Annotated in this window: 24 protein-coding genes and 2 pseudogenes; 11 read left to right on the top strand and 15 right to left on the bottom strand. The window is 68.4% G+C overall.

Annotated elements, in window-relative coordinates; genetic code table 11:
• Nucleotides 1–2: 2 nt before the first annotated feature.
• The 8 genes from P2L57_RS37335 to P2L57_RS37300 all read right to left on the bottom strand — a co-directional run bounded on the left by P2L57_RS37335 (nucleotide 3) and on the right by P2L57_RS37300 (nucleotide 9,105).
• Nucleotides 3–329 carry an antibiotic biosynthesis monooxygenase family protein gene (locus P2L57_RS37335; RefSeq protein ID WP_275822529.1) on the bottom strand — a complete coding sequence of 109 codons (327 nt, stop codon included), beginning with the start codon at nucleotides 327–329 and terminating at the stop codon, nucleotides 3–5.
• Nucleotides 330–384: 55 nt separating this feature from the next.
• Nucleotides 385–1,728 carry an FAD-dependent oxidoreductase gene (locus P2L57_RS37330; protein WP_275822527.1) on the bottom strand — a complete coding sequence of 448 codons (1,344 nt, stop codon included), beginning with the start codon at nucleotides 1,726–1,728 and terminating at the stop codon, nucleotides 385–387.
• Between the two features lie 39 nt (nucleotides 1,729–1,767).
• Nucleotides 1,768–2,979 carry a cytochrome P450 gene (locus P2L57_RS37325; protein WP_275822552.1) on the bottom strand — a complete coding sequence of 404 codons (1,212 nt, stop codon included), beginning with the start codon at nucleotides 2,977–2,979 and terminating at the stop codon, nucleotides 1,768–1,770.
• 48 nt (nucleotides 2,980–3,027) lie between these two features.
• On the bottom strand, nucleotides 3,028–4,788 hold the full coding sequence (locus P2L57_RS37320) for a non-ribosomal peptide synthetase (RefSeq protein WP_275822525.1): 1,761 nt from the start codon (nucleotides 4,786–4,788) through the stop codon (nucleotides 3,028–3,030).
• Nucleotides 4,785–5,855, bottom strand: a complete 1,071-nt coding sequence (locus P2L57_RS37315) for an LLM class flavin-dependent oxidoreductase (RefSeq protein ID WP_275822523.1) — start codon at nucleotides 5,853–5,855, stop codon at nucleotides 4,785–4,787. The genes P2L57_RS37320 and P2L57_RS37315 overlap by 4 nt, the downstream gene beginning before the upstream one ends.
• Complete coding sequence (locus tag P2L57_RS37310) at nucleotides 5,852–6,457, bottom strand: flavin reductase family protein (protein ID WP_275822521.1); 606 nt, start codon at nucleotides 6,455–6,457, stop codon at nucleotides 5,852–5,854. Before P2L57_RS37310 ends, P2L57_RS37315 begins: the two co-directional genes overlap by 4 nt.
• Before the next feature lie 25 nt (nucleotides 6,458–6,482).
• Complete coding sequence (locus P2L57_RS37305; RefSeq protein ID WP_275822519.1) at nucleotides 6,483–8,075, bottom strand: tryptophan halogenase family protein; 1,593 nt, start codon at nucleotides 8,073–8,075, stop codon at nucleotides 6,483–6,485.
• Between the two features lie 145 nt (nucleotides 8,076–8,220).
• Nucleotides 8,221–9,105: a sigma-70 family RNA polymerase sigma factor gene (locus tag P2L57_RS37300; protein ID WP_275822517.1), complete on the bottom strand. Its 885-nt coding sequence runs from the start codon at nucleotides 9,103–9,105 to the stop codon at nucleotides 8,221–8,223.
• Between the two features lie 86 nt (nucleotides 9,106–9,191).
• Here P2L57_RS37300 and P2L57_RS37295 point away from each other — a divergent pair.
• Nucleotides 9,192–9,701: pseudogene (locus tag P2L57_RS37295) on the top strand (YceI family protein); the annotation flags it as partial.
• Nucleotides 9,702–9,769: 68 nt separating this feature from the next.
• On the opposite strand, the pseudogene P2L57_RS41000 reads toward P2L57_RS37295, so the two are convergent.
• Both P2L57_RS41000 and P2L57_RS37290 read right to left on the bottom strand, forming a co-directional pair.
• Nucleotides 9,770–9,880, bottom strand: a pseudogene (locus P2L57_RS41000) (hypothetical protein); the annotation flags it as partial.
• A 588-nt stretch (nucleotides 9,881–10,468) separates the two neighbouring features.
• A complete protein-coding gene (locus P2L57_RS37290) occupies nucleotides 10,469–12,061 on the bottom strand; it encodes an MFS transporter (RefSeq protein ID WP_275822513.1) in 1,593 nt (530 codons plus the stop codon).
• Nucleotides 12,062–12,193: 132 nt separating this feature from the next.
• Between P2L57_RS37290 and sigJ the strand changes: the two genes are divergently transcribed.
• Nucleotides 12,194–13,081 carry an RNA polymerase sigma factor SigJ gene (gene sigJ, locus P2L57_RS37285; RefSeq protein ID WP_275822511.1) on the top strand — a complete coding sequence of 296 codons (888 nt, stop codon included), beginning with the start codon at nucleotides 12,194–12,196 and terminating at the stop codon, nucleotides 13,079–13,081.
• A gap of 13 nt (nucleotides 13,082–13,094) precedes the next feature.
• Here the strand turns inward: sigJ and P2L57_RS37280 are convergent, their stop codons facing one another.
• From P2L57_RS37280 to P2L57_RS40480, 3 genes are all read right to left on the bottom strand, one after another.
• Nucleotides 13,095–14,399, bottom strand: a complete 1,305-nt coding sequence (locus P2L57_RS37280) for a cation:proton antiporter (RefSeq protein WP_275822509.1) — start codon at nucleotides 14,397–14,399, stop codon at nucleotides 13,095–13,097.
• Between the two features lie 65 nt (nucleotides 14,400–14,464).
• Entirely contained in the window at nucleotides 14,465–14,671 is a 207-nt protein-coding gene (locus P2L57_RS37275) for a ferredoxin (protein WP_275822550.1), read from the bottom strand.
• Between the two features lie 53 nt (nucleotides 14,672–14,724).
• A complete protein-coding gene (locus tag P2L57_RS40480) occupies nucleotides 14,725–15,018 on the bottom strand; it encodes a cytochrome P450 (RefSeq protein WP_308292558.1) in 294 nt (97 codons plus the stop codon).
• A 13-nt stretch (nucleotides 15,019–15,031) separates the two neighbouring features.
• Here P2L57_RS40480 and P2L57_RS40475 point away from each other — a divergent pair, with 13 nt between their 5' ends.
• The 6 genes from P2L57_RS40475 to P2L57_RS37245 all read left to right on the top strand — a co-directional run bounded on the left by P2L57_RS40475 (nucleotide 15,032) and on the right by P2L57_RS37245 (nucleotide 19,375).
• A complete protein-coding gene (locus tag P2L57_RS40475; RefSeq protein WP_308292557.1) occupies nucleotides 15,032–15,688 on the top strand; it encodes a hypothetical protein in 657 nt (218 codons plus the stop codon).
• A 449-nt stretch (nucleotides 15,689–16,137) separates the two neighbouring features.
• Nucleotides 16,138–16,914, top strand: a complete 777-nt coding sequence (locus tag P2L57_RS37265; protein ID WP_275822507.1) for a thioesterase II family protein — start codon at nucleotides 16,138–16,140, stop codon at nucleotides 16,912–16,914.
• A gap of 2 nt (nucleotides 16,915–16,916) precedes the next feature.
• Nucleotides 16,917–17,636 carry a tryptophan 2,3-dioxygenase family protein gene (locus tag P2L57_RS37260; protein ID WP_275822505.1) on the top strand — a complete coding sequence of 240 codons (720 nt, stop codon included), beginning with the start codon at nucleotides 16,917–16,919 and terminating at the stop codon, nucleotides 17,634–17,636.
• A 51-nt stretch (nucleotides 17,637–17,687) separates the two neighbouring features.
• The gene (locus tag P2L57_RS37255; RefSeq protein ID WP_275822503.1) at nucleotides 17,688–17,915 is read left to right on the top strand and encodes an MbtH family protein; all 228 of its coding nucleotides are present in this window, start codon (nucleotides 17,688–17,690) and stop codon (nucleotides 17,913–17,915) included.
• Between the two features lie 27 nt (nucleotides 17,916–17,942).
• The gene (locus P2L57_RS37250; RefSeq protein WP_275822501.1) at nucleotides 17,943–18,530 is read left to right on the top strand and encodes a flavin reductase family protein; all 588 of its coding nucleotides are present in this window, start codon (nucleotides 17,943–17,945) and stop codon (nucleotides 18,528–18,530) included.
• Between the two features lie 182 nt (nucleotides 18,531–18,712).
• The gene (locus P2L57_RS37245) at nucleotides 18,713–19,375 is read left to right on the top strand and encodes a nitroreductase (protein ID WP_275822499.1); all 663 of its coding nucleotides are present in this window, start codon (nucleotides 18,713–18,715) and stop codon (nucleotides 19,373–19,375) included.
• Nucleotides 19,376–19,703: 328 nt separating this feature from the next.
• Here P2L57_RS37245 and P2L57_RS37240 read toward each other — a convergent pair whose 3' ends face one another.
• Nucleotides 19,704–21,014 (bottom strand): tyrosine-type recombinase/integrase, encoded by a 1,311-nt coding sequence (locus P2L57_RS37240; RefSeq protein ID WP_275822497.1) that lies wholly within the window; start codon nucleotides 21,012–21,014, stop codon nucleotides 19,704–19,706.
• Between the two features lie 37 nt (nucleotides 21,015–21,051).
• Nucleotides 21,052–21,234 (bottom strand): helix-turn-helix domain-containing protein, encoded by a 183-nt coding sequence (locus P2L57_RS37235; protein ID WP_275822495.1) that lies wholly within the window; start codon nucleotides 21,232–21,234, stop codon nucleotides 21,052–21,054.
• Nucleotides 21,235–22,073: 839 nt separating this feature from the next.
• Between P2L57_RS37235 and P2L57_RS37230 the strand changes: the two genes are divergently transcribed.
• From P2L57_RS37230 to P2L57_RS37220, 3 genes are all read left to right on the top strand, one after another.
• The gene (locus tag P2L57_RS37230) at nucleotides 22,074–22,865 is read left to right on the top strand and encodes a hypothetical protein (RefSeq protein ID WP_275822493.1); all 792 of its coding nucleotides are present in this window, start codon (nucleotides 22,074–22,076) and stop codon (nucleotides 22,863–22,865) included.
• Between the two features lie 318 nt (nucleotides 22,866–23,183).
• Entirely contained in the window at nucleotides 23,184–23,822 is a 639-nt protein-coding gene (locus tag P2L57_RS37225) for an acyl-CoA-like ligand-binding transcription factor (protein WP_275822491.1), read from the top strand.
• A gap of 102 nt (nucleotides 23,823–23,924) precedes the next feature.
• Nucleotides 23,925–25,544 (top strand): FAD-dependent oxidoreductase, encoded by a 1,620-nt coding sequence (locus P2L57_RS37220; protein ID WP_275822489.1) that lies wholly within the window; start codon nucleotides 23,925–23,927, stop codon nucleotides 25,542–25,544.
• Nucleotides 25,545–26,295 lie beyond the last annotated feature (751 nt).

Here is a 26,295-nt window from a genome sequence, read left to right as displayed (position 1 = left end):
GCTCACGGAGCCGGGTACGCCTCGGGGCCCACGCTGGAACTGGTGCGGACGACCTCGGCGACGCTCAGTTCGAAGAACTCGTACCACTTGTCACGGCCGAGCCGCTGAGCGTCCTGGTGCTCGGGATCGTTGCGCCACTTCTCCAGTGTCTCGGGGTTCCGCCACCACACCAGAGCCAGGCGCTCGCCGTCCTCCGCCACGTAGTTCTTGAGATGGACGAGATCGTCGCCGGCCATCTCCCGCACCTTCTTGGCCAAATGCTCTTCCGTTGTTCCGTACGCGTCGTCGACCTGCTTGGAGAAACGCGACCTGAAGACGACCAAAATCACTGTGCCCTCCCGGCAATTCCCTCTTGTGTGAACACACCTGGTGTGAGCCGCGGACTCACGCGGACGAGACGCACGCGCGTAGTTGCGGATCGGACAGGTCGGCGGCGTCGGAGCCGTGGCGGCTGAGGATCCGCCGGGCGACTTCGCGCAGCCGGCGTTCCTCGGCGCGCGCCGAGCTGTAGCTCTCCTCGCTGAACGCACAGCGTTCGTAGAGGGGAACGAAATGGTCCGGCATCAGGGAGACCAGCCGTCGGGCGATGGCCTCCTCGGCCTCCTGCCGGGGGTCCGGCAACCGGGACATCGTGCGGTAGTGCTGGTAGGAGATGTCCGCGATCGCGTTGCCGTCGCTTTTGCGGATCCGCTCGTACGCCGCGAACGCCCTCTCCCAGTCCTGCTCGCGGTCCAGGCAGCTCACGAGCGTGCGGACGTCCTCGAAGGCGCAGTTCATGCCCTGTCCCATGAAGGGGGCCATGGCATGACAAGAGTCGCCGACGAGCACGGCCGTGCCGCCCAGGGCCCATCTGTCGCACCGGGTGAGCCGCACGGCGGATACCGGCTTGGTCGCCAGCTGCTCCTCAAGGTCCGGGATGCCGGCAGCCAGTGCGGGAAAAACCTCGGCGAACTGCTGTGCCAGAGCGCGGCCGATGGCCGCAGCAGCGTAGGACGGACGAGGTCCCTCCCTGCGGAGGAACACCGAGCCTGCGAACAGCGGGGAGGAGACCAGCGGGAAGGCCCCGAAGAGCGCGTCACCGGCAGGCCAGTAGTGCATGAGCCCGCGATCGCAGGAGGGCAGGTCCAGGACGATCTCCTGATAGGCCAGCTCCAGGATGCTGACCTGTTCCTGAGCGCCCTGGTCGACCAGGGCGGCACGGACCACGGAGTGGACGCCGTCGCAGCCGAGGACATGCTGGCAGGTAATCCACCGCTCGGCGGTGCCCGCTCGCACCAGGAGTGCCGGTGCCTCCAGGTCCACTGCGAGGACCGGTCGCTCGAAATGGACACGTACCCCCGGCTCGGCCTCGGCCGCGTCCAGCAGAAGGCGGTGCAGCCGGTGCCGTTCGACCGCCCAGATCGGTATTCCGTCCCGGCTGTAGGGGGTCACCACGGTGTTGCCGTCCGGCAGGTGACCGCACCGGGCCGTGAGAGGAACGCAGATCCGGCGCACGGCCTTCTCCAGGCCGAGTTCGCGCAGCACGCGCCACCCTCGGTCCGACAGAATCACCATGAGGGACCGGCCCTGCCCAGCCGGGATGTGCCGGGGGTCTGTATGCCGTTCCAGTACGGTAACCCGGCCGAACCGCCGGGCCAGGTAGATCGCGGCGACCGGACCGGCCAGCCCGGCCCCGACCACCACGATGCCGCTGCTCGCCGCCGGAGCGGACGTACGCGAGTCGTGCATGATTGGCTCCTCGTGAGACAGTGCGGACACGCGGTCCGGCTACCAGGACACCGGAAGCTCACGGACGCCGTAGGCCACGCCGTCGTACTTGAACGGGACATCGGCGAAGTCGATGGCGAGGCGCAGGCTGGGGATGCGCCGGTAGAGCGTGCCGTACACCACCTGCAGTTCGAGGGTGGCCAACGGGCGGCCGAGGCAGTGGTGGGAGCCGAAGCCGAAGGCCAGATGATGCTGAGCCTCGCGAGTGATGTCCAGGCGGTCGGGCTCCGGGAAGTTCTCCGGGTCCCGGTTGGCCAGTTCGCTGGCGAGGATGATCCCCTCTCCGGCGCGGATGGTGATCTCCCCGATCGTGATGTCCTGGATGGCCACGCGCCGACGGCCGGAGTGCGAGATGTTGAGGTAACGGAGCAGCTCGTCGACCGCGCGGTTGATCAGTGTCTGGTCCTCGGTCTCCCGCAGGAGCGCCAGCTGGTCAGGGTTGCGCAGCAGGGCCAGCGTGCCGAGGGCAATCATGTTCCCGGTGGTCTCCAACCCGGCGACCAGCAGCGTCATGGAGATGTACGACAGCTGCTCGGGGCTCAGCGAGCCGGTGTGCACCTGGGTCTCGATCACCGAGGAGATCAGGCCGTCCGCGGGCTCCTTCATCTGCCGGTCGATCAGATCCCTGAGATACCCGCGCAGCGCCTCCTGGGCACCCACCACCATCTCGGGCGAGCTGTCCCGGTGCAGCATCAGGGTGCTCTGCTCCTGGAAGAACTCGTGGTCGGCGTAGGGCACTCCGAGCATCCGGCAGATGACCTGGGTGGAGGTGGGGAAGGCGAACCGGCTGACCAGATCGGCCGGGTTGGGGCCGGCGAGAAGGTCGTCGATGAGCCCGTTGACGATGTCGGTGACGTCGCCCCTGAGCGCCTCGATGTTCCGGATGGCGAACGGCGAAGAGACCATGCGGCGCTGGCGGGCGTGCTCGGGGTCGTCCATGGCGACGAAGGAGCGGCCGTCCTTGCGCCGCTCGCGGCTGCCCAGGTCGAAGTGTGGATAGCCGGGCCTGGTCGAGTCGGCGCTGACCCGGGGATCGACCAGGAGCTTGCGTCCGAGTTCGTATCCAGTGATCAGCCACGGGGTGCTGCCGTCCCAGAGCCTGACCCGGACCGGGTCGCCGAGCGAGCGCATGGCGGGCGCCGGATCGAAGGGGCAGGCCGCCTCCTTCAGGATCGGGAAGTGGACCAACTGTTCAGTCACGGAACTCTCCATTCCTTGCCGCAGTGGGCACAGGTCCGCCGTGCGGCCGTCCATGGTGTGTCACCCGTTCAAGGACTGGGCGATCTCCCGCAGATCGCGCGCCCCGAGAACCGCCCGGACGGGCACGCGTACGCCCAGCTCCTCACGCAGCGAGCCGATGAGCCTGCCTGCGAGCAGGGAATTGCCGCCTAGGTCGAAGAAGTTGGCCTCGGGATCGACCCTCGGAAGGTCGAGCAGCCGGGCGACGGTGTCGTACAGCCGGTCCTCCGGCGAGTCCGGCTCCCGGGGTGCGCAGGGCCGCTCCAGCACGGCGGTGCCGTCCCGGCTGGCCAGGGCACCGCGGTCGATCTTCCCGTTGGGCATCGTGGGGAAGGCGTCGAGTACCTCGATGCGCGTCGGCACCATGAACTCCGGCAGGGCGGCGGCCAGCCGCTCCCGCAGGTCCGAGGAGTCGACAACGGCGCCGGGGCGGGCGGTGACGTACGCGACCAGCCGCGCGTCGGCGAGTTCTCCGTCGACGACCACCGCGGCCAGATCCACGTCCGGTTGCCCAGTGAGGAAGGCCTCGATCTCGCCGAGTTCGACGCGGAATCCCCGCAGTTTCACCTGTCCGTCAGCCCGGCCGGCGAAGTGGAACCGGCCGTCGGCGTCACGTCGGCCGCGGTCGCCCGAGCGGTACATGCGGCTGCCCGGCGGCCCGAAGGGGTCGGGCAGGAACCTCGCCGCGGTCAGCCCCGGACGGCCCACGTAGCCGCGGGCCAGTCCGGAGCCGGCCAGGTACAGTTCGCCCTCCTCGCCGACAGCCACGGGCCGCAGACGCTCGTCGAGCACGTGCACCCGGGCCCCGGTCCACGGGACACCGATACCCACGCCATCGGCCTCCGTGATCGGGCCAGCGATCGTGCAGCCGACGGTCACCTCGGTGGGGCCGTAGCCGTTGAACATGCGTCGGCTCGGTGCCCAGGTGCGCACCAGGGCCGGGGTGCAGGCGTCACCGGTCGACATGATCGTGCCGCTAAGCAGCACCGACTCGCTGTCCGTGACGCTGAGCGCGGCGGGCGGCAGCACCGCGTGGTCGATCTCGTACTTGACCAGGGTTTCGTGCAGGGCGTCGCCCGGCAGCAGATCCTCGTCGTCGGCCATCACGAGGGTGCCCCCGTGCAGCAGGGCGAGCGCGATGTCCCAGAATCCCGCGTCGAAGCTTATCGAGGCCCAGGCCAGCACCCGGTCGCCAGGAGCCGGCCGGAACCGGTCCGCCTGGGTCGCGACCAGGTCCGCGACGCCCTCGTGGGTGACCGCGACGCCCTTCGGTGTCCCGGTGGAGCCGGAAGTGTAGATCACGTACATCAAGTGGAGGTCCGACAGTGGCTCCCGGCGCTCGGTCTGACGCACGTTCGCGCCGCTGTACCGGGAGCAGGCCTCAGCGCACGACTGGGAGTCGAGGACGACGTTGTCCAGCTCCACTCCCTCGGCCCGCCCCGCTCCCGCGCGCACGAGCAGCCGCGGGGCGGCGTCCTGGACCATGAACGCCTTGCGGGCCGCGGGGTAGCGGGGATCGAGGGGAAGATAGGCGCCGCCCGCCTTGAGGATCGCCAGCAACGCGACCACCAGCTCCGGGGAACGTGGCACGGCCAGCGCTACAAGGTGGTCCGGGCCCACGCCCCGGTCGATCAGCAACCGGGCCAGCTTGTTGGCCCGCTCGTTGAGGGCGCCATAGGTGAGCGAGGTGTGCTTGTATAGCACGGCCGGCGCGTCCGGGGTGCGCGCCGCCTGCGCCTCGAACAGCTCGGGCACCGTGCGGCCGACCGGCCTCCCGGTCAACGTGTCCCACCCAGCTGGGGGCGGACCTCGGAGGCGAACAGCTTCAGGCTGCGCTCCATGGTCTCCAGGGGCTGCTGGCCGTAGTCGAGCTGGAACAGGACGATGTCCGTTCCCAGTTCCCGCTCGATCTGCCGCAGTTGCTCGACCGCGCTACGGGGCGAGCCGATCACCGCCAGGCCCGCGGCCTCGCTCGGGCCGGCCTGGTGCTTGTCCACCACGGCCTCGCGGTAGCCCTGGTACGAGGTGGAAGTGCGGCTGCGCCAGGCGTCCGCGGCCGAGCCGAAGGTGTCCCAGTGCCGACGCAGCGCCGCGGTGCCCTGCTCCAGCGCTTCCTCGTCGGAGTCGGCCAGGTACAGCGCGACGCTGATGGCGACCCGGGGCTGCTTTCCGGCGTTCTTCGGTGCCCCGATGAACCTGCTCCGGTACAGTTCGATCATCTCGCGGACCTGGCCCACCTGCTCACGGCTGGGCGAGGAGGCAATCAGGAGGTTGTAACCGGAGTCCCCGATCCACTCGAAACTGGAGCGGGTGAGGAGCGCGGCGGCCCACACGGGAGGATGCGGGTCCTGGGTGGGCAACGGCAGGGAGTTCGCGCCCCGGTAGCGGAAGAACGGCGTGTCCTCGCTCGCATCGGGTTCGGTCCACAGCCTGACCACGGCATCGACGGTGGCCCGGAAACGGTCCGTGCTGCTGTCCATGTCGATGCCGAAGGAGTCGAACTCGTACGGCAGGAAAGCGCGCGCGAAGCCGACGTCCAGCCTGCCGCCGCTGAGCGCGTCGAGTTGCGCGGTGCGCGCCGCGAGCTGGATCGGGTGGTGGAAGGATGCCTGGATGCCGCCGGTCATCAGCCGGACCCTGCTGGTGCGCGCCGCGACGGCGGACAGAAAGGCGAGCGGGTCGGGGCAGTAGCCGCCGTAGGGGTGCAGGTAGTGCTCGGTCATCTTGACGTAGTCGAGCCCAAGGTCCTCAGTCAGCTCGGATACCGTCAGCAGGTTGGCGTAGTAGTCCTTGGCGCTGCGCTGCTGCGGCAGGGTGTCCGGCAGCAGCGATATCCCATAGCTCGTCATCTCGACGTCTCCGTATCCGAGTCCGATGGTTCGCCCGGTGAGGGGGCACAGTGCTGTGGCGCGGCGCCGGTGTGGCCGAGGGACCAGTACTCGCGCATTCCGTAGACCAGGGGGCGCGGCCGTGCGTCGTCCTCCGTGGTGACTCGGAAGACCTCGCCGAACACGACGACGTGATCGGCGACGGCGACCGAACCGGTGACCCGGCAGTCCGCGATGGAGTGCGTGTCCTGTTCGAGATGCGGTCCGCCGCAGTCCGGCCGTGCGGTCCACGACACGTGCTCGAAGCGGTCCCGCCCGCGGGTGGCGAACAGTTCGGCGACCGTGCGGGCCTGGTCGTCCAGCAGGTTCACGGCGAAGCTGCCCGTCCTGGTGAGGACGGCGAGAGTGCGGCTGGAGCGCTGCATACACACCAGCAGCGTCGGTGGGCTGACCGACACGCTGGAGACCGCGGTGCAGGTCATGCCGTACTGCCGTCCGCCCTCGTCGGCGGCGGTCACCACCGCAACTCCGGCCGGGAAGGACGCCATCAAAGTTCTGAACGCGGTTGCCGAGACCGGCTCGGCCGCGGTGCGGCCGTCGGCCCCCGCCATGGGTATGGGCATCGTGGAGGTACCTCTTGGCATGCCGTCAGGCACTGGGGACGAGGCGCCCGGCCATGGCGTCGTCGAACCCGGCTGCCTGGTGGACGAGGTACTCGTACTGGCCGGGCAGCCGGTCGATCAATGCCGAGGCCTGGGCGCGTACGCGCTGGAACTCGTCGCGCGCCGCGGTCGCGTCCAGCCGGCCGAGCGCGGGCAGCGGCCGGACGGGCAGCCCGCCGAGGCCCAGGATCATGGCGGTGTACGAGTACGGTTCAAAGCCGTGGAAGCGTGGAAAAACGGAGTTCTCGTCCGGCAGCGTGGTACGCCACTGTTCGATGCGCTCGGCCAGGCCGTCGGGCATCGGGCGGGTCTTCGCATCCCGCCAGTACGCGTTGTCCGACCGGGCAGCGGCGTAGTAGTGCAGGAAGAGGAACTCCCGCACGCCGTCCATGACGTCGCCGACCTGGCGGTTGTAGGACCGGCGCAGCGACTCGTCGTCCCAGGTGCCGGGGAAGCGTTTGACCAGTTGCTCCACTGCGTTCTGGATGAAGAAGATCCCGGTGGATTCCAGCGGCTCAACGAAGCCGCTCGACAGGCCGATGGCCACGCAGTTCTTCACCCACGACTCGGCACTGCGGCCGATCCGCATCTTGATGTGGTTGGCGGACAGGTCGGAGGCCTCCGGCCCGACGAACGCTCGCAACGTGCGTTCCGCCTCCTCGGGGGTGGTGTAAGCGCTGGAATAGACGTACCCGGTGCCGATTCGGTCGAGCAGAGGGATGGTCCAGATCCAGCCGGCGTCCTGTGCCGTGGCCGTCGTGCACGGCCGCATGCCATGGGTCGCCACATCCACGGGAACGCGCAAGGCCACCGCGCTGTCGTTGGGCAAGGACTCCTGGTAGGAGACGAACGGCACGCCCAGCGCCTTATTCAGCAGCAGCCCGCGGAAGCCGGTGCAGTCGACGAACAGGTCGCCACGGATCGCCCCGTGGTCCTTCGTGAGCACATCGGAGATCGAGCCGTCATCGTCGAGACGTACATCGAGGACGTCGTCCTGGATGTGCCGCACCCCGCGTTCCACCCCGTATTCGCTGAGGAACTGGGCGAGCAGGGTGGCGTCGAAGTAGTAGGCGTACGGGAACTGCGTCCCGTGGCCCTCGGGGATCGCGCGGGCCATATCCCGTGCCTCCCCGGTCTCGAAGACCTCCTCGAACAGGCCCCCGTCTAGATGGCGGGGCGAACGCTTGGCGTCGCACAGCGCGGCCAGCACCGAGCAGTCCCTGTCGAAGCGGTCGCTGGGGCCGTCGTGCAGCCACCAGTCGGCCAGCGGCAAGCCGTCGACGATGCGCGGCCGCTCGAAGGGGTGGTAGAAGTGATGGCCCTTCGCCCTCCAGTTCTCGAACCGGATGGCCAGCTTGTACGAGGCGTGACACCGGGGCATCCACTCCGGCTCGCTCAGCCCCAGGCGCCGGAAGAAGTTCCGCACCGTGCTGAAGGTGGCCTCCCCGACGCCAATCGTCGAAACGGCCTTCGACTCCACGAGCGTGACGGTCAGTCGGTCACCGAAGCTCGCCTTGAGGTAAGTGGCGGTCATCCAGCCGGCTGTTCCGCCGCCGACAATCACTATGTCCTCGACCATGATTTCCGTCCTGGTGGGTGCGGCCAGATCCTTGGACGTTGCACGCAGACTCTTGCATGGGCCGCGGCCGGGTCGTTCGGCGGAAAAAGATTTACGAAAGACGCTCTTCCGCTCCTGCCGGGGCTAAGGCGGCGTCAGGCCTGACTCACCTTTCAGGCAGCAGCCTGATACACAGACGCATGAGCCGAGCGGGGTCCGCAACCAGCTCATATTCCCTGACCAGACCGTTCTCGATGCTGAAGCAAATGGCCAGCCGAAGCCAGCCTCCGGGCGCCACGAGCAGTCCGACTTGACCGTCTATCAGGGCGGGTTCGGCGTGCCGTGCGGCACCACCGAACCGGCTGATCTCGCCCGCGACGGCGGTGGCACCGTGTGCCTTCAGCGGGCGGCCCGGCGGCAGGGCCGCCGCGTCGGCGCGCCGCACCACGTCCGGCGCGAGATGCGCAGCGATTATCCCGGTGTCCCCCGTACGCGCCGCGACCTGAAAAGCCGCCACGACCTCGCGGTACTCGTCCATCTCCACCCGGTGCCGCTCCCGGGGCGCGCGCACCTTGTGCCGGGCACGGCTGGCCAGCTTCTTGGCAGTCGCCTCGCTGCGGTCCAGGATCCCGCCGATTTCGTCGAACGGGACGCCGAACATGTCGTGCAGGATGAACGCGACCCGCTCAGCAGGACTGAGGGTGTTGAGGACGACGAGGAGCGCGAGGCCGACGGATTCGGCTTCGAGCGCCTCATGCTCGGGGTTGCCGTCGTCAGGAGCCACGGTGGTCGGCGCGAGGTCGCCGCTCCAGCACTCCTCGCGTCCCCCGTGCCGGCTGCGCAGCATGTCGAGGCATACCCGGGAGGTGACCGTGCGGAGCCAGCCCGGCAGGTTCCGCACCGCCGCGGTGTCGGCGCGGTCCAGCCGCAGCCAGGTCTCCTGCACCGCGTCTTCCGCTTCCTCCCGGGAGCCGAGCATGCGGTACGAGAGGCCGAGCAGGTCCCTGCGGTTCTCCTCGAAGCAATCTGCCAGGGATTGGCGCTGGTCCATTGGTCACCTTTCCGGTTCACAGTCCGTCGTACTCATGACCCGCGAATCGCGGGCCGTGTGACGCACGACCGATAAGGAGACGTGGCATGACCGAAACCGTTGCCGAGTTCATCCCGGGATACACCGTGGGAACCTGGGTCATCGACGCGCCCAACTCCGAGGTGGGGTTCACTGTTCGCCATCTGGGCGTGGCGCGGGTACACGGTCGTTTCAACGTCTTCGACGGCACGATCCAGATCGAGGAGACCGTCGAGCAGTCCTCGGTGACCGCCCGCATCGAGACGGACAGCATCGACACTGGCTACTCGGCCCGCGACGGTTACATCCGCGGTGACGACGTACTGGCGGCCGACCAGCACCAGGAACTGATCTTCCGTTCCACGCGAGTGCGTCAGCACGAGCACCAGTTCTTGATCGACGGCGAGTTGACCCTGCGGGGTACGACCAAGGCGGTCACCCTGGTCGCCGAACCCGGCGGTTTCGGGACCGACCCCGTGCGCGGGGTGCCGGTGCTCGGCGTCAGTGCCTCGGTGACGGTCAGCCGGACGGACTTCGGCCTCGCCTCGCGCGTCCCCGCCGCCGTGGTGGGTGAGACGGTGCAGATCCGGCCCCAAACAGTCCGGATGCTCAGGCCCACTGCGGCGATACGGCGGCGCAGTCGCATGATCTGCAGGTCGAGGGCGTTTCTGGAGATCTTCCCGGTGGCCTTGACCACCTCCTGCTCCAACTCCGACCGGTAGACCACTTCGCCGTAGTGGGCGACAAACTGCTCCATGATTCCCACCTGGATACTGGAGATGGCCACCGAGTCGGTGCCGAAATTAAGGACGCCGGTGGAGTCGACGGTCGGGACCTTCCGCCCATAGGCACGCCGGGCCAACGCCTGTATGCGTGCCTCGACATCGCCGCGGGGGGCGGGTGCCCTGATCCAGTCCTCCGTGGGGTCGACGCAGATGGGAGCGTCGTTGCCAGCCTCCACGACCAGCAGGCGGGGAATTCCAGCTTTCCTGCAGTCATTCCGCGTGTCGGCCTCGATGGGCCAGCGTATTAACTTGACGCCTTCGCTCAAGAGTGTCTCCCCGTAGCAAACAGGCAATCTGGTGGTTTTGTCTTCTGGGCTCGGCGATGGACACGCCCCCGGGGGTGCGGGGCTGTCATGGCGATGCGACCTGTGGCGGAGCCACTCACCGGTCTGCCAACAGCATGGCCGCCCGGCCCCGATAGCGCATTCTCATTGATGCAGTTGTCTGGCCGGGCGCAGCAGCGTGCCCGCGCCGCGTCATGCGGCGCGGGCACGCTGCCCTGGCGGATGGAGCACCTCCCCATCCCGCCCCCGTGACTTCCCTCCCCGTCGTGATGTGGATCACTGACTCCGTCGGCGGGGGCCGTCCCCGGTCACAATGGCCTCACGTTCCGGGACGGCCAGGGACGGCTGCGCGGCGGCCTGCGGCGGCTCGGCCCGGCGCCGGAACCCCGTCCAGGCGAGGCCAGCGGCCACGGCCGTGCAGACCGCAGCGATCCCGACGGCCAGCTGGTAGCCGTGCAGGAAGGAGTCGACAGCCAGCTGCCGGAATGGTGCGCCGAGCGTTTCCACCACGGCGTGTACGCGTCCGCCACCCACGTTGTGCGCCTGCCCGAGTGCCGTGGCGTGGCGCGTCCCGTCCAGCACGGACACCTTGCCCTGCCAGTTGGAGGCGGCCGCGTTGACACCCACGGTGCCCAGCACCGCGAGGCACACCGAGGAGCCGATCTGCCGTGACGCGTTCAGGACACCGGAGGCCGCGCCGGAGACTCCTGAGGGCACGTCGCGCATCGCCACATGGGTCACGGCGGGCACGAACGTGCCGAACCCACCGCCGTACAGCGCGTATCCGAGGGCACTGACGGCGAAGGGGGTGGTTCCCGCCCTGCTGAGCAGGAACACGCCGACTGCGGCCACCAGTGTCCCCCACGTAGCCACCGTCGATGCCCGGAAGCGGGAGTCGAGCCGCCCGCCGAACTGCGCCATCGTCAGGAACGGGATGTTCATGAACAGCCACGACAGCCCAGTGCGCAGGACCGACCAGCCCGCGACGTTCTGGAAGTACAGCGTGACCCAGAAGAGCGCGCCGCTCATCCCGCCGTAACAGAGCATGTAGATGCCCGAGGCGCTAGCGAAGCTCCGCGCCCGCAGCAGAGCCGGCGGCAGCATGGCGTGCGGGGCACGGCGCTCCCACCAGAAGAAGGCGAGCAGCAGCACGGCCCCGGCCGCCAGGGGCAACGCCACGAGGGCCGCACCCCACGAGTGGTCGGACGACTCGACGAACCCGAGCGTGAGGCAGACCAGTCCCAGCAAGCTGAGCGCCATCCCAGGCACGTCGAGCTTGCGAGCCTGGGGATTGCGCGACTCCCGGACCGCCACGGCCGTGCAGGCGATGCCCAGGGCGGCGAAGGGCAAGTTGATCCAGAACACCGACGGCCAGCTGAAGAAGGTGAGCAGGATGCCCCCGCCGACAGGTCCGGCGCCGAATCCGGTGCCGCCGATGGCCGCCCAGGCACCGATCGCGCCGGCCCGCTGCTCCTGCGGGTAGGTCTCCGTGATGATCGACAGCCCCAGGGCGAGCATCGCCGCGCCCCCGACGCCCTGCACTGCGCGGAAGGCGATGAGCGAGGCCGCGTCCCAGGCCACGGCGCAGGCGATCACGCCGATCAGGAAGACGATCATCCCTGTCAGGAAGACCCGCTTGCGGCCGTACCGGTCGCCGAGCGCTCCGCTGGCCGGGATGATCGCGGCCAGGCTCAGCGAATATGCGCTGATCACCCACTCCAACTCGGCAGCGCTCATGTGCAGTTCACTCTGCATCGACGGCAGTGCCACGTTCACGATGGTCAGATCGAGCGAGGTCATGAAGGTCGCCATGCACATCGCGAACAGAGTCAGCCGCCGACGCCGCGATTCGGTGAGAGACAGGCTCATGTCATCTCCCCCCGCGATGTCTGTGTGATATGCAATGAAGAAGTGATCATCCGTGCTCCAAGTAGGGTCCACGATCGTCGGGTCGGCTAGCCGCCCACTAGTGATGACCCCTGGCGACCGAGGAGTGTGACCGTGCACGACCACGATCGGCTGGCGGAGCAGTTCGAAAACTTCCGGCCACATCTGAGGACCGTCGCCTACCGGATGCTGGGCTCGCACGCCGAGGCCGAGGACGCCGTACAGGACAGCTGGATCAGACTCAGCCGCAGCAACGCGGACGAGGTGGAGAACCTCCCCGCCTGGCTGACCACCGTGATCAGCCGGATCTGCCTGAACGTGCTCAGGTCACGCGCCGCGCGGCCGGAGGACCCAGTCGGCGTGCACCTGCCGGACCCCGCCATCAGGCACGAGCCGTCCCACGGCCCCGAGGACGAGGCGCTGTTGAGCGAATCGGTCAGCCTCGCGCTGCTGATCGTGCTGGACACGCTCGCCCCCGCCGAGCGGGTGGCCTTCGTGCTGCACGACATGTTCCATCTGACCTTCCACGAGATCGCGGCCGTCATCGGGCGTACGACGGTGGCGACCCGTCAGCTCGCAAGCCGGGCACGCCGCCGGGTGCAAGGCGCCCGCGAGGCGGACTCCGGTGGCGACTTCGCGACCCGGCGCATGCTGGTCGACGCCTTCTTCGCCGCGGCTCGCAGCGGCGACCTCGACGGGCTGGTGGCCGTACTGGACCCGGATGTCGAACTCCACGCTGACGGCGGACTCGCGCTCGCCTCCGCCACGGCCGTGATCCGTGGGGCCCGCCTCGTGGCGGAGCGGGCCGCGCTCTTCCGTCAGCCCGGCGTGACGGTGACCGCCGTCCTCGTCAACGGCGCCCCTGGCGTTCTGGTCGACCGGGGGGGCGTACCGGTGTCCGTCATGGGCTTCGCCGTCCGGCAGGACCGGATCGCGCAGATCCAGATCCTGCTGGACCCGGAGCGCCTCGCAGCAATCGACTTCGGCGCCTTCAAGGCGTAGTCCGGGCGTCTCCTCAGGAGACGCCCGCCAGATCCTTGCCCCGCTGGAGACGGGCCCGCTCCCCGTCGTTGACCTCGATGCGCTGCACGGCGCGGCGGAGCACTGGCGGCGCCATCAGCGAGGTACCCACCGCGACCAGCATCACGATGGTGTACGACGCGGTGTTCAGCACGCCCAGCCGCAAACCGATCCCGGCCACGATGATCTGGATCACCCCGCGCGCGTTCATCCCGGCGCCGAGCACCAGGGCGGCACGGCGATCGAGCCTCGCGACGCGAGCGCCGAGCAGTGCCCCGGTGAACTTACCCACGGTCGCCACAACGAGCGCGCACAGCGCTGCCAGGGCGATCAGCGGTGTGCCCAGCGCGAACAGGTCCATGCGCAGGCCCGCCTCGGCGAAATAGAGCGGTGCGAGAACCGAGAGCGTGACGGAACGCAGGGGCGCCAGGCCCCTCTTCGTCTCCGCTCCGGCAGCGCCCACCAGTAGGCCTCCGACGAGGGCACCGAACGACGCCTCCATGTCCATGGCCTGTGTGGCCGCGGCGCACCCGGTGATCACCACGGTCGCCGTACCCGTGACCATCTGCGGGGACCGCGCCCTGGCCATCAGCCATCGGATCGCCGGCCGACCGAGGAACGTGGCGCAGACCGTGATCAGCACCAGCCGGCACAGCGGCTCGGCCACCGATCCGAGCGTGAACCCGCTCGCCACCGTGGCGGAAGCTACGGACAGCAGCATCCAGCCGGTGACATCGTCCACCACACCGACGGCGATGGTCAGTTGAGCGATGTCCCGGTGCAGCAGCCGCATGTCCGACAGCATTTTGGCGATCACTGGCAGGGCGCTCACGCACATGGCCACACCGATGAAGAGGGCGAACAGACCGCGTTCGCGGCCGACCGGCAGTAGGGCCGCGGGCGCCACGACACCCGCGGCACAGCCGAGCCCGAGGGGAATCAGCAGGCCGAAGGCCCCCACCGTGAGCGACGTCCGTCCGGTACGGCGCACCAGAGCAGGGTCGATCTCCAGCGCAGTCGTCCCCACGAGGAGGATCACCCCGAGCTGGCCGACCGCATCCAGTAGATGAACCTGGGACGCCTGTGTCGTCTGGAGCCAGTGGTGGAATCCGGGGATGAGCCGACCAAGCACTGAGGGTCCGAGCAGGACGCCCGCCGTTAACTCGCCTGACACCGCAGGCAGTTTGAACCGCGTGGCGATACGGCCGAGCAGCAGCGCGACACCGAGGAGCAAGGACGCCTGGACCAGCAGAACCAGCAACGCATGCCCGCCCAACGGCGGGGCGGTGACGGACGGCATGACCCATTCCTCCGCTAAGGGGCGTGTTTGGCAATCGGCGACAAAGCGGCCGGGGCCCGCCCCGCCTAGGCATCGGTCTCCTGCGGGACGGTGATCGCCCGTGAGGGACAGACGCGAGCGGCATGGCGTACCCGGTCCTGAAGTTCGCTCGGCACGTCCTCCCGCAGCAGGTGGACGGCCCCGTCCTCCTCCCGCTGGTCGAACACCTCGCCCACGGCGAGGACGCACATTCCCGAGCCGATGCAGCGCTGCTGGTCGACCGTCACACGCATGTCGTTCCTCTTCTCCGTTCGCATTCGGTCCCCTTGCCTCTGCCGCCGGGCCGTCACCTCGGGAGAAAACGCACCGGCAGCGAGCTGTAGCCGTTGAGAAAGTTGGATTGAATCCGGGTGGGCGGCCCAGTGACCTCCAGATCGCGGACCGTCGCGGCGAGCACGCTCAGCAGCGCACGCAGTTCGGCCCGGCCGAGAAAGGCCCCCAGGCAGTAGTGGGGTCCGTGGCCAAGGGCGACGTGCTTGTTCGGGGACCGGAACAGGTCGAAGATGCGCGGATTCGAGAACACCTGCTCGTCGTTGTTGGCTGAGATGTTCCACAGCGACACGATGTCTCCCGCCCGCACCTGCCGACCCCCGATGACGTGGTCGCGAGTGGCGGTACGGGCGAAGTGGAACGAGGGAGTCGCCCAGCAGCGCTTCCTCCACCGCGGCGTCCAGGTCGACCCGCCCGGCCCGCAGGTCCCGCCACTGCGCGGGGTGTTCGGCGAGGGCCTTGACCGTGCTGACGGCGGACACCCGCGAGGACTCGTCACCGCCGATGATCAGGCTGTAGCAGTTGAGGGCGACCTCTTCCAGACTCAGCGGTTCGCCCTGGATCTGCCCGGTGGCGATCGTGCTGATCACGTCGTCGCCCGGGTCCACGCGGCGCCGCTCAGCCAAGTCCATGAAGTACAGGACGAGTTCGTTGCGCGATTCGAGGGAGTCGAGTTCGTCCGCACCGGTCAGCGCTCCCTTGCTCCACCTGAGCAACTGGGGCCGGTCCGCTTCGGGGATGGACAGCAGATCGCAGATCGTGTTCATCGGCACGTGTTCCGCGACCTCGGTGGCGAAGTCGAAGGTTTTCAGGCCGACGGCGCGCTCGATGAGCGCGGCGGTGCGCTGCTCGACCTTCCGGGCGACCGCCTCGAGCACCTTTGGCGACAGGGCGCGCCACATGAGGGCCCGCAGTTCCCGGTGGCGAGGCCGGTCCGTGACTGCCAGCATCCTGCCCCCGGCGGAGTCGTCGCCGCGTAGCAGTACGTCCAGCACGGTGCCACGGCCCGAAGCCAGGGCGCCCGAAGCCCCGTAACAGGAGACTACGTCGGCATACCCGGCCACCACCCAGAACCCGGGCCGACCGCCCGAGGCTGCGTGCCAGTACACCGGCTTGCTCGCCCGCACTTCGGCAAAGAACTGGAATGGATCGTGCTCCATGAATGTGCGCGAGTCGGTCAGATCGAGCGAGGCGACCGCTGTTCGGCTCATCGTCCGCAATCCCCACTGAAGACTGGAAACGCACTGCTCGCAGTGCCCGGTACCGGCTCCGGTACGCGGATCATCACAGAGGGCCGAGCCGAGCCGCTCCAGTTGTGTCAGAAGTCTTTCGCGGCCGGTCAGGGCAGTGACGGAGATCCGAAAGATTGCTCTGCCGCCCCGGTTCGCCGTGAGAACTTACGGACACATCCGAAGCGGAGGAGCGCATCATGCTTCGTACTCGCCGGGATCACTGCCTGCGGACGCTGGCCCAGGCGCCTGCACCCACGGCACGGCTCGTCTGCCTGCCGCACTCCGGCGGCACCATGGTCGGCTACGGCACGTGGGCCACCGGGCTCCCGCCGACCATCGAGTTGTTGGCGGCACAGTATCCGGGACACGGCGACCGATTCAGCGAGCCGCTATCGGCTGACGTGCGCGCGCTGAGTTCGGAACTCGCCTCCGAACTCCTGCGCCTACGGCCGCTGCCCACCGTGCTGTTCGGGCACAGCCTCGGCGCCCTGGTCGCCTACGAGACCGCTCTGACCCTTAGCGCCCTTGGCCGCCCGCCTTCGGGTCTGCTGGCGTCCAGCTGCCCTCCCCCCGGCACGGCTGGCCGTGTGTGTGCCGAACTGCTCTCCGACGGCGAACTGTGGTCCCTGATCTGCTCCCTGGGCGATGTCGACGCCGCCGTGGCCGACGACTCGGAACTGGCGGAGGCGCTGCTCCCGGTGCTGCGTGCGGACATCACGGCGCACGAACACTACCGACCGGAGCCCGGGGCCATCCCCCTGTCCTGCCCAGTCCGCTGCTACCACGGCGTTCACGATCCGCTCGTGGACGGCGACGTGCTGGCCGGCTGGGCCTCCGTCACCACCGGGCCTTTCAGCCTGCTCGAACGAGAGGGCCACCACTTCCACCCGTTCCAGGACGCAGAACCCCTGCTCGCCGACGTCGTCGCCGCCCTCGACACCGCACTCGACACGGACTCACTGACACGGAGCTGACCATGGCTGAGCTGAACTATTCCTCCTATCTCCAGACAGAGACACTACTCTCGCTCCAGAAGACGCAAATCCCCGAGACGGCCGACCGGACCGTGGTCCTGGCCGAACACTTCTTCATCGTTGCCCACCAGTCCTGCGAGCTATGGCTCAAGCAGGCCCTCGCGGATCTGAGCCTGGCGAGGGACCTGCTGTCCTCCCCTTGCCATCCGGCCGACGGGGCTGAGATCAGCGTGGAACTGCTCCAGCGCGCGGCCGAGTTGCTACGGGTCCTGCACGAGCAGGTGCTCGTCCTGGAACGTCTCCCGCTGCGCCATTTTGTCCAGTTCCGGCCCTACCTCGGCACGGCCAGCGGGGCACAGTCGCAGCAGTTCCGGGTGCTCAGCCGACTGCTGGGGGACGACAAGGGGGAGGGCGAGCTGTATAGGGCCTTCGTCGAGAACGCCGCCCATCAGGGCTGCACCGTCGCCGATGTCTGCCGCCTCGGGATCACTGGCGGCGGCCTGCACCGGGTAGCCGAGGCGCTGCTCGACATGGGCAACGGCTACTGGCGCTGGAAGGTGGCCCACCTGGGGGTGATGTCGAAGATGGTCGGAGGGCAGCAGGGCACGGGAGGAACGTCCGGGGAGGAGTTCCTGATGCGCCGGATCACGCTCCCCTTCCCGGAGCTGCGGCGATTGCGCGGCGCTGTGCACGCGGAGGACCTCGCCCCCAGCCCCGCGTGAGACCCACCGGACCAGGACCTCATTCCCCCCACGAGACAGAAGGCGGCCTTCATGGCAGCAGACGACACCAACCGGCTCCATGACGTCGTGATCAACCACGAGCGGCAGTACTCGGTCTGGCCTGCGGACAGCGCGACCCCGGCGGGCTGGTCGCCAGTCGGCTTCACCAGCACGCTGGACGAGTGCCTTGCGTACGTCGACCGGGTCTGGACGGACCTGCGCCCCCAGAGCCTGCGCGATCCCGGCGCCAGTCAGCCCTGCGGCACCGAGAGCGGCTGATCCATGCTGGACATCGACGTAGCGGACATGACCACACGACAGCGCGAGCGGCTGTTGTTGTGGAGTGTGGTCCCCCGGCCAATCGCCATGGTGAGCACGGTCTCCCCGAGCGGATCGGTCAACCTGGCGCCCTTCTCCTACTACACGGCGGTGGGGTACTCCCCGATGGCCTTGCTCTTCTGCGCGGGTCGGCGGGCCGACGGCACGGAGAAGGACTCCTGCCGCAACGCCCGGGTGCCGGCCGAAGGAGGCACGGGGGAGTTCACCGTCAACGTCCTGATCGAGAAACACGCCGAGGCCGCCACCGCCTCAGCGAAGCCCCTGCCGCACGGCGAGTCGGAGTACGAGCTGGCCGGCCTGCGGCCGCTGCCCGGGCGGAGGGTCCGCTCGCCACGCATCGACGGTTCCCCCATCGCCTTCGAATGCCGGACGTCCGCGGTGGTGCCGGTCGGAGACCACTTCGTCGTCATCGGGGAAGTCGCCCACCTCGCCGCGGACGAAGAGCTGATCCACGAAACCGACTTCCACCTCGACCTCGATCGGCTGGGGTCGGTCGGCCGCATGGGTGCCGCGGACTACGTCCGCACCCTGGACCGCTACATCGTCGACGGATGAGGCCACCCCACCCGCACACGTGACGCCCGGCCGGGGCCACCCGCCACCGGCCGGGCCGCATCTCGTGACTCGATCGCGGTGCCCATCAGTCACCTCTCCCCGTTCCGAACCGTTCATAAGTATGGGCGCCCAGTACAAGGGGCGACCGCGAAACGGTGAGGCGATGCAGGAGGATCTGGCTGTTGGACGTCTATGAGGCGGTGGACACTCGCCGAGCGGTGCGGGGGTTCACCCGTGATCACGTGCCGAAGGAGGTACTTGAGCGGGTGCTCTCGGCCGCGTCCAGGGCACCGTCCGGTGCAAACCTTCAGCCGTGGCACACCTATGTGCTGACCGGTGAGCGGCTGGACGAACTCAAGAAACGCGCCGTCGCACGTGCGTCCGCGGGAGACCCCGGAGACAAACCCGAGTACGACATGTACCCGCCCAACCTCAAATCCCCCTATCAGGAACGACGGTGGGCCGCCGCCGAGCAGCGGTACACCGCGCTCGGCATTCCACGCGAGGACAGAACCGCACGACACAAAGCGGTCACCGCGAACTGGAGCTGCTTCGGCGCGCCCGCCGCCCTCTTCTGCTACATCGACCGGGACATGGGACCGGCCCAATGGGCCGATGTCGGCATGTATATGCAGACCATCATGCTGCTGCTGCGGGCCGAAGGACTGCACAGCTGCCCGCAGATGGCATGGTCGGTGTACCACGGGACCGTCGCGGAGATCGTGTCACCCTCCGAGTCCCTCATGCTCTTCTGCGGCATGTCGGTGGGCCATGCGGACCCGGTCAGACCCTGCGTCCGCGTGGCCCGAGCCCCACTCAACGAGACGGTTACCTTTCTCGACTGACAGTGATGATGTTCGCGGTGCCGCCGCTGGTGGGTCTGGCCCATCGAATGACTGACGTCTCGACTGTCCGGTTCGGCATTTGCCGGCCTGCCGGGCATCACCACGCAGCGGCCGGGCAGGGCGATGCCGGCGGCGGGCGTGCCGCCTGCCCAGTGAGGCAGGCCCATTCCACAGCTCCCACCGGACCCGCCCTCTCAAGAGGTTCTACCGCGCAGTACGACGCCGACTTCAACAGACCAGGGACAACACAGCAGCCCGAGATCACTAATATCGACATAAATCCACCCCTGACCGCGAGTTCATCAAACCAAGAGACAGCCGACCGGCACTAGAGGTGGAAGAAGCAGCTATGACCGCGGAAACCGCCCGCCGGGAGCCACCATCCAGCATTTGGAACGGCACCGCGCGAGCGCCCGTCCAAAACCGGTCCGGCATCGGCCTCGACTTGCTCTGACGTGGGTGCCCCAGGCCGCAAGGCCAGCTGCATGACGGTCCGGCAGCGGTCCCAGGAGGCGGGAACGAGGTGCCCGTAGACGTCGACCGTGGTCTTGATGGATCTGTGGCCGAGCCAGCGGGAGACCTCGTGGATCGGGATGCCGTGGGCGAGGGCGGTCGAGGCGAAGAAGTGGCGCAGGCAGTGCGGGGTGTACTTCGGCCTCCCGTCCGCTTTGACGATGCCCGCGTCGTTGAGCGCCTTGCGGAAGTGGTAGGCGTAGGTCGTGGCCGTGGGCATGGTGCCCTTGCCCCGGTCGCGTGGTGCGAACAGGACCTCCTGGCCCGCCGCGGTCGCCGTGCCCCACTCGCGTAGGTGCGCGTCGATCTCCTGGGCGAGGAAAGCGGGCAGGGGGATGTCCCGGTACTCCCCCTCGGCTCGGTGCTTGAGGGGGATGAAGCGGGTCTCGCAGTCGTCGCGGTGTGCCTTGGAGCTGACTTGTCGGCGCAGGCGCAGGAAGTCGGTCCGGCGGCAGTCGGTGGTGAAGGCCAGTGTCTCGCTGATGCGCAGTCCCGCCCCGGCTTGCAAGTACACGGTCAGCCGGTACTGAGGTGAGATCTGCTTGGCGATGAGATCGACCTCGTGCAGGGTGGGGATCTCGTCCTCGTCGACCGCGTGAGTTGCGTTGCGGGGCAGTTTGACTCCCTCGGTGGGGTCGTCCGCCCGCCTCTTCTCCTTGATGGCGGTCTGGAAGAGGCTGGTGACCATTTTCATGCGGTCGCACACGGTACTCGCGGCGAGCTTGCGGCCCAGCGCCGCGACGAAAGCGTCGATGTCCTTTCGCTCCACACCTGCGATCGTCTTGGCGCCGAGGCGGGGGATCAGGTGGATCCGCAGGAAGCTCTCGTAGTTGCGGTACGTGGAGTCGCTGATGATCTGGCGATCCAGCCACTCGGCGGCGTAGGCGCGCAGGGTGATCTCTCCGCGCTTGGGGTCGAGGTAGAGGCCCTCGTACTTGTCGTGCTGCAGCTTTTCGGCGTATGCGTCGGCTTGGGACTTCTTTTCGAAGCTTCGCTGGCGTTCCGGCGCTCCGGCACCGCCGGGCTCTCGGTAGCGGACTGTCCACGGATGTCCGCATCGGGGCTTCTCGCAGGGGTAGTTGACGCTGCGCTTGTCGCTTTTGCATTTTTGGTAGACGGTGGGCATCGAGCCTGACTCCTTTCCTCACTGCGGGCGCTCGGTCTCACCCGTAGTGCTCGTCCAGGTAGTTCGCGATGTCGCGCTCGCGGAACCGCAGGAGGCGCCCGACCTTCTGGGGTTTGATCCCCCAGGCGCGGTACCTGTTCCTGACGGTGGTCTCACTGACCCTGAGCCACTCGGCGACCTCTGCCGGGGTCAGCAGCCGGTTGCTTCCACCACGTGTCATGCGCGCACCGTCCCGGATCGGTTCATGGGTCTCCTGTATCGATCCGAACCAAAGACAGCGCGGGGTAGCAGGGCTGCCGCACCGGGCGACGACCATGGACGCTCCACTTCGGTCGGTTCGTCAAGCGGTTGTTGTCCCAGGTCAATGGAGATACGTGACGGACACACCACGGCGTCCCGGGGCCGCGGCCTGGCGGGTTGGAGGTTCCGGCCGAGCGGGGCAGTGTGGGCCGCCAGGTGACGCGGATGGTGTTGGGCTTGTTGGCGTTGCAATGGGGTCGGCGGGATAGGGCGCGATGGCCGGTATGGGGTTGGCAGATCGTGTCCAGGTGGATGCGATGCCGCCCAGCGGTAGCGGGGCGGGGGTGAGGGTCATGACAGATGTGCGCCGGGTGCGCCCTGTTGCCTCGTACTGACGCCTTCTATGGACAAATCGGGGCCCTTCAGTGCCACCCTCGCGTTTCCTGATGCGGGTGACTACGCGGTCGCCCGTGGCGCCGCCCTGAGGCAGCTCCACGCCTCTTCAGGCGGGAGAACGTGCAGTTCAGCGGTTTTATCGCCAGTCGCGTGCCGTGCGATCACGTCATCGCTCGCCTGGCGGGGATGCCAGGAATCTCCTTCAAGATTTTTCTCCGCGCTCCACCTGTTCGGCGCAGCTGCCGTGTCTGTGCTGGTCGTCGGCGGATTCGGCACCGGCGAGCCGGTCGGCGTGGCCGGCTGATGGCGGGCTGGTGGCTCGCGGGGGGCTGGGAGGGCGTCGGCGGACGGCGCGGTGGTGGCAGGGGCGCCTGGCGGGATGGCGGCTGTCCGCATTCCGCCGCTCTCATCAGGAGTCGCCCGATGAACCGCACCACCTCCTCCGTTTTGTCCGCCCGGTCCCCGCTGGCCGCCTTGGATGCCGCGTTCTTGTCCCTGGCGCGCGGGATTCGGCCGGTGGCCCTTCCCGCCGCGCTGCTCACCGGCCGTCCCAGCGACCAGCTGCTGCCGGTCGACGAGGTGCGCGACCGGCTCGCCCACCCCTCCTGCAGGCCGCAGACGCGCGAGCGGGTCTGGAGTGAGACCGCCTTCCGCGCCCGTCGCGAGGGCGAGCCGTGGACGACCGTGGTGGCCGGGTTCGCCGTGCCGGGGTTGCGCCACACGCTGGCCCGGCTGCCGCGCCTACCACACCTCGATTCATGCGAGGTTGAGCAGGAAGCTCTCGCGGGGCTGTGGACCGAACTCGCCCAACTCGACCCGGCCGACCCGCTGCTGAACCGCCGTCTGATCCGCGCGGCCGACCGCGCCGCGCACCGTCTGATCCGAGCCGCCCAAAGACGCCAGGACACCCGCGACGGCCGGGAGGTCACCACCGATACGCCGCCCGTCGCCGCGGCCCCGGCGGCGTCAACCGCCGATGAGTACACGGTGTTGTGGCAGGCCGTCCGCAACCAGGTGATCGCGCCCGACGATGCCGATCTGATCGCTCGTACCCGCCTCGACCAGACCCCGGTCGAAGCGATCGCCGCCGAGCGGGGCGTCAGCCGACGCACGATCTTCCGGCAGCGAGCAGCCGCCGAGAAGACTCTGGTCGATGTCCTGCGCCAGCGCTCCCACGTTCCGCCGCAGGAATCAGGGATGACGGGCTGGCACTGATCGCAGGGAAACGTCCATACAAGGGTGAGCCCCCGTCAGTGGATCGCCGGACATGACGGGGCTCACCCGTCACACCCCACGGGCCTCCCGGGAAACCCACGCCAAGTGCCCGCCCAACTCGATGCCCACGCTATTGGCGCTATGTGATTCCCCACCGGCTACTCAGGGGTTGACCAAACACGCTCAGCCGATCCCCCCACCTTTACTTCATCCTCCTCGGCGCGCGGGATGAGCCTGCCTTGTTCGCGGCCCACCTCCCGTAAATTTTTGCCGCACCGGAAACCTTGCCTTTTCGGCAAGATTTGCTAGCGTGGCGGCATGACGCTGGGAGACGATGCTCACGCTCACCTCGGGCTGCGAGAGCGCAAGAAGCGAGAGACCCGTGTCGCGCTGAGCCAGGCCACGATCCGCCTGTGCGTCGAGCACGGGTGGGACAACGTGACGGTGGAAGACATCGCCGCCGCAGCGAACGTATCCGTACGCACCTTCCGCAACTACTTCACCAGCAAGGCCGAGGCGATCGCCGCCAGCCACCTGGAGCGCATGCTGCGGATCGCCGACGAGCTGCGCGCCCGGCCGGCCACCGAGCCCATGTGGGATTCGATCGTCCAAGCCGTGCAGACCCAGTTCGCGCCGCCGGGAGACGCAGCAGGTGGGGACCCGACACGCGACCAACGCTGGAGGGACGGGCTCCGGCTCATGTTGGCCGAACCGGCGCTGCAGGGTGAGATCGTCAAGGCGAACGCGGCCGCACAGGACGAGCTGGCCAAGGCGATCGCCGAGCGCACCGGCACCGATGCGGCACATGACGTGTATCCCAAGCTGGTCGCCGCGGTGGTCAGCGCGGGCAGCGCGGTGGCCGTGGAGCACTGTCTGCGGGCCGATTTCCCGACCCCTGTCGTACCGGTGTTGATCGAGGTGTTCGGCCAGCTCACCGCGGGACTTCCCGTCCCGTAGGCAACCCGCACGAACCAACCAACCCCATTGATCCCACCCGGTTGTCGCCGGGTCTGTTTGTCCTGCCCTTTTCCGCCTGAACGGACCTACGCAGAGGGGAACATGCTTGTGATCGCCGATGTCATCATCGCCGGAGGCGGCCCGAACGGGCTGATGCTCGCCTGTGAACTGAGCCTGGCCGGCATCCGGCCGATCGTGCTGGAACGTCTGCTGGAGCCGAGCGAGGAGCCGAAAGCCAACGGCCTGCTGGGGCAGGTGGTGAGAATGGTCGACCGCCGCGGACTGTACAAGCGCCTCAGCGATAGCTCGGGGCCGCCGCAGCCGAACTCCGCCTACTTCATGTTCGCCGCGATGGGCCTGGACCTGAGCCTGCTGCAGGACAGCCCGCTGTACAGCCTGCCCGTGCCACAGCGCCGCATCGTGCAGGTCCTGGAGGAACGCGCCACCGAACTCGGCGTGGAGATCCGGCGCGGACACCAGGTCGTCGGCGTGTCGCAGGACGACGACGCCGTCACCGTCGATGTCGCCGGTACGGACGGGGACTACCGGCTGCAGGCCCGTTACGTCGTCGGCGCGGACGGTGCGCACAGCGCCACGCGCAAGCTGTCCGGGATCGGTTTCCCCGGCGTCAGCTACGACCGAAGGACCAATCGGACGGCGCACGCCACGGTCCCGGCGCACTGGGTGGACCCCGCGACCGGCGCCCTGAACGTGCCCGGCTACGGAACGATCCTGCCGTTCCTGCCCCACCGCACCGAGCACGGGGGGTTCTCCTACGCACCGTTCCCCGGCCACCCACCGTTGATCAGCACCACAGAGTGGGACCAGCCCGAGACCGGGGAACCCATGAGCCTCGACGAGCTGCGGGCAAGCATCCGCCGCATACTCGACGCCGACCTGCCGCTCGGTCCACCTGCGGGCGAAGGGCCGCACGTGCTACGCCGGTTGACCGGCGGCAACACCCGAGTTGCCGAACGATTCCGGGACCGCCGGGTGTTCCTGGTTGGCGACGCCGCCCACGTCTACACCGCAGGCGGCGGCCCCGGGCTCAACCTCGGCCTGCAGGACGCGATCAACCTTGGCTGGAAACTCGCCGCCCAGATACGCGACAGCGCCTCGCCCGGACTACTCGACAGCTACGAGACCGAGCGCCGACAGGCCGCCGGTCGCATGGTCATGAACGCCCAGGCACAGTCCGCGCTGACCGCCCCGGGCAGCGACGTCACCGCGCTGCGCGAACTGTTCACCGAACTGCTCGGCCACCGGGACACCATCCAACACCTAGCCGACCTCACCGCAGGCACCGACGTCCGCTACGACATGGGCGTTCCCGATCCCCACCCAGCGGTCGGCCGGTTCGCACCGGACCTGGAACTGCACACTCCCACCGGGACGGTCCGACTGGCAGAACTCACCAGAAGCGCACGGCCACTACTGCTCGACCTGACCGAAGACGCATCAGCCGCCAGGGCACTGGCAGATCGACGTGACCAGATAAGCATCATCACCGCACAACCCCAACCCACCGCACCCGCAGCCACCGCCCTGCTGCTCCGCCCAGACTGCTATGTGGCCTGGGCGTCGGATTCACCCCGCCCGGACCCCGCCGAACTGGAAGCCCTCCGCGCAGCCACACAGCGATGGTTCGGCTCACCAAACCACCCGCAGCAAGCCAGGAAGCTCCAGAACAACGTGAAGCCCCTTGAGCCCACAACCGACTGAGACGAAGAGCGGGAGTGCGGATTTCAAGGAACCTCCAAAACGCGCACCTGCTCCCTGACCGCTCCTGGCAGGTGCTCCTGCTCCCGTCGCCTCCCAGGAGCACCTGCCAGGAGCGGTCCTCACGAGCAGCCCGCCTCCCGCAGGCACTCCTGCAGGCACTCCTGCAGGAGCGGCCCTCAGGAGCGGTGTGAGGAGCGCTTCTGAGGAGCCGTCGCGACCGTCGTGACCAGCAGCGACGAGCCGCTTGACTTGTCGGCGCACTCCACGGCTCCATGGGGTTCACGCCGCCGCACGGGAACACATGGCGATGCGCACGCACCCGACGGCACCCCGCGGCCCGACGCCGCGCCCCGGCCGGGGACCCCACACCGACCCGCATTCGTGGAGGCCCCAACATGTCGCCCCTCACCCGCCAAACGGAATCCCCACCGGACAACGCACTCATCGAATCAGCAGCCGACGCGCTTACCGGCACCCAGGCCATGGTCTACTCCGCCCTGGCTGATTGTGTCCACGAGTTTCGGGTTCTGGCACAGATCTCGGGGACAGAGCCAAGCGCCTCACCCTGCTGAATCGAACGCCGCAAGCGAGCAGATGTCAGGCCTTATCAGAAAGCTTCGGGGGGGGAGTGTCATGAATCAGGTGGGCACCCGATCAGAAGGGACCCCAGATGGACACGAAGAGCAGTCACCTGATCGAGGACGCTGACGGCGTGTCGGTTGCGGTGTTGGGCAGCGGCGTTGACGGTGCT

This window comes from Streptantibioticus ferralitis (assembly GCF_029223525.1).
Lineage (GTDB): Bacteria > Actinomycetota > Actinomycetes > Streptomycetales > Streptomycetaceae > Streptantibioticus_A > Streptantibioticus_A ferralitis.
The sequence above is the reverse complement of the archived record's forward strand: the minus strand, read 5'-3'. Positions and strand labels throughout refer to the sequence as shown.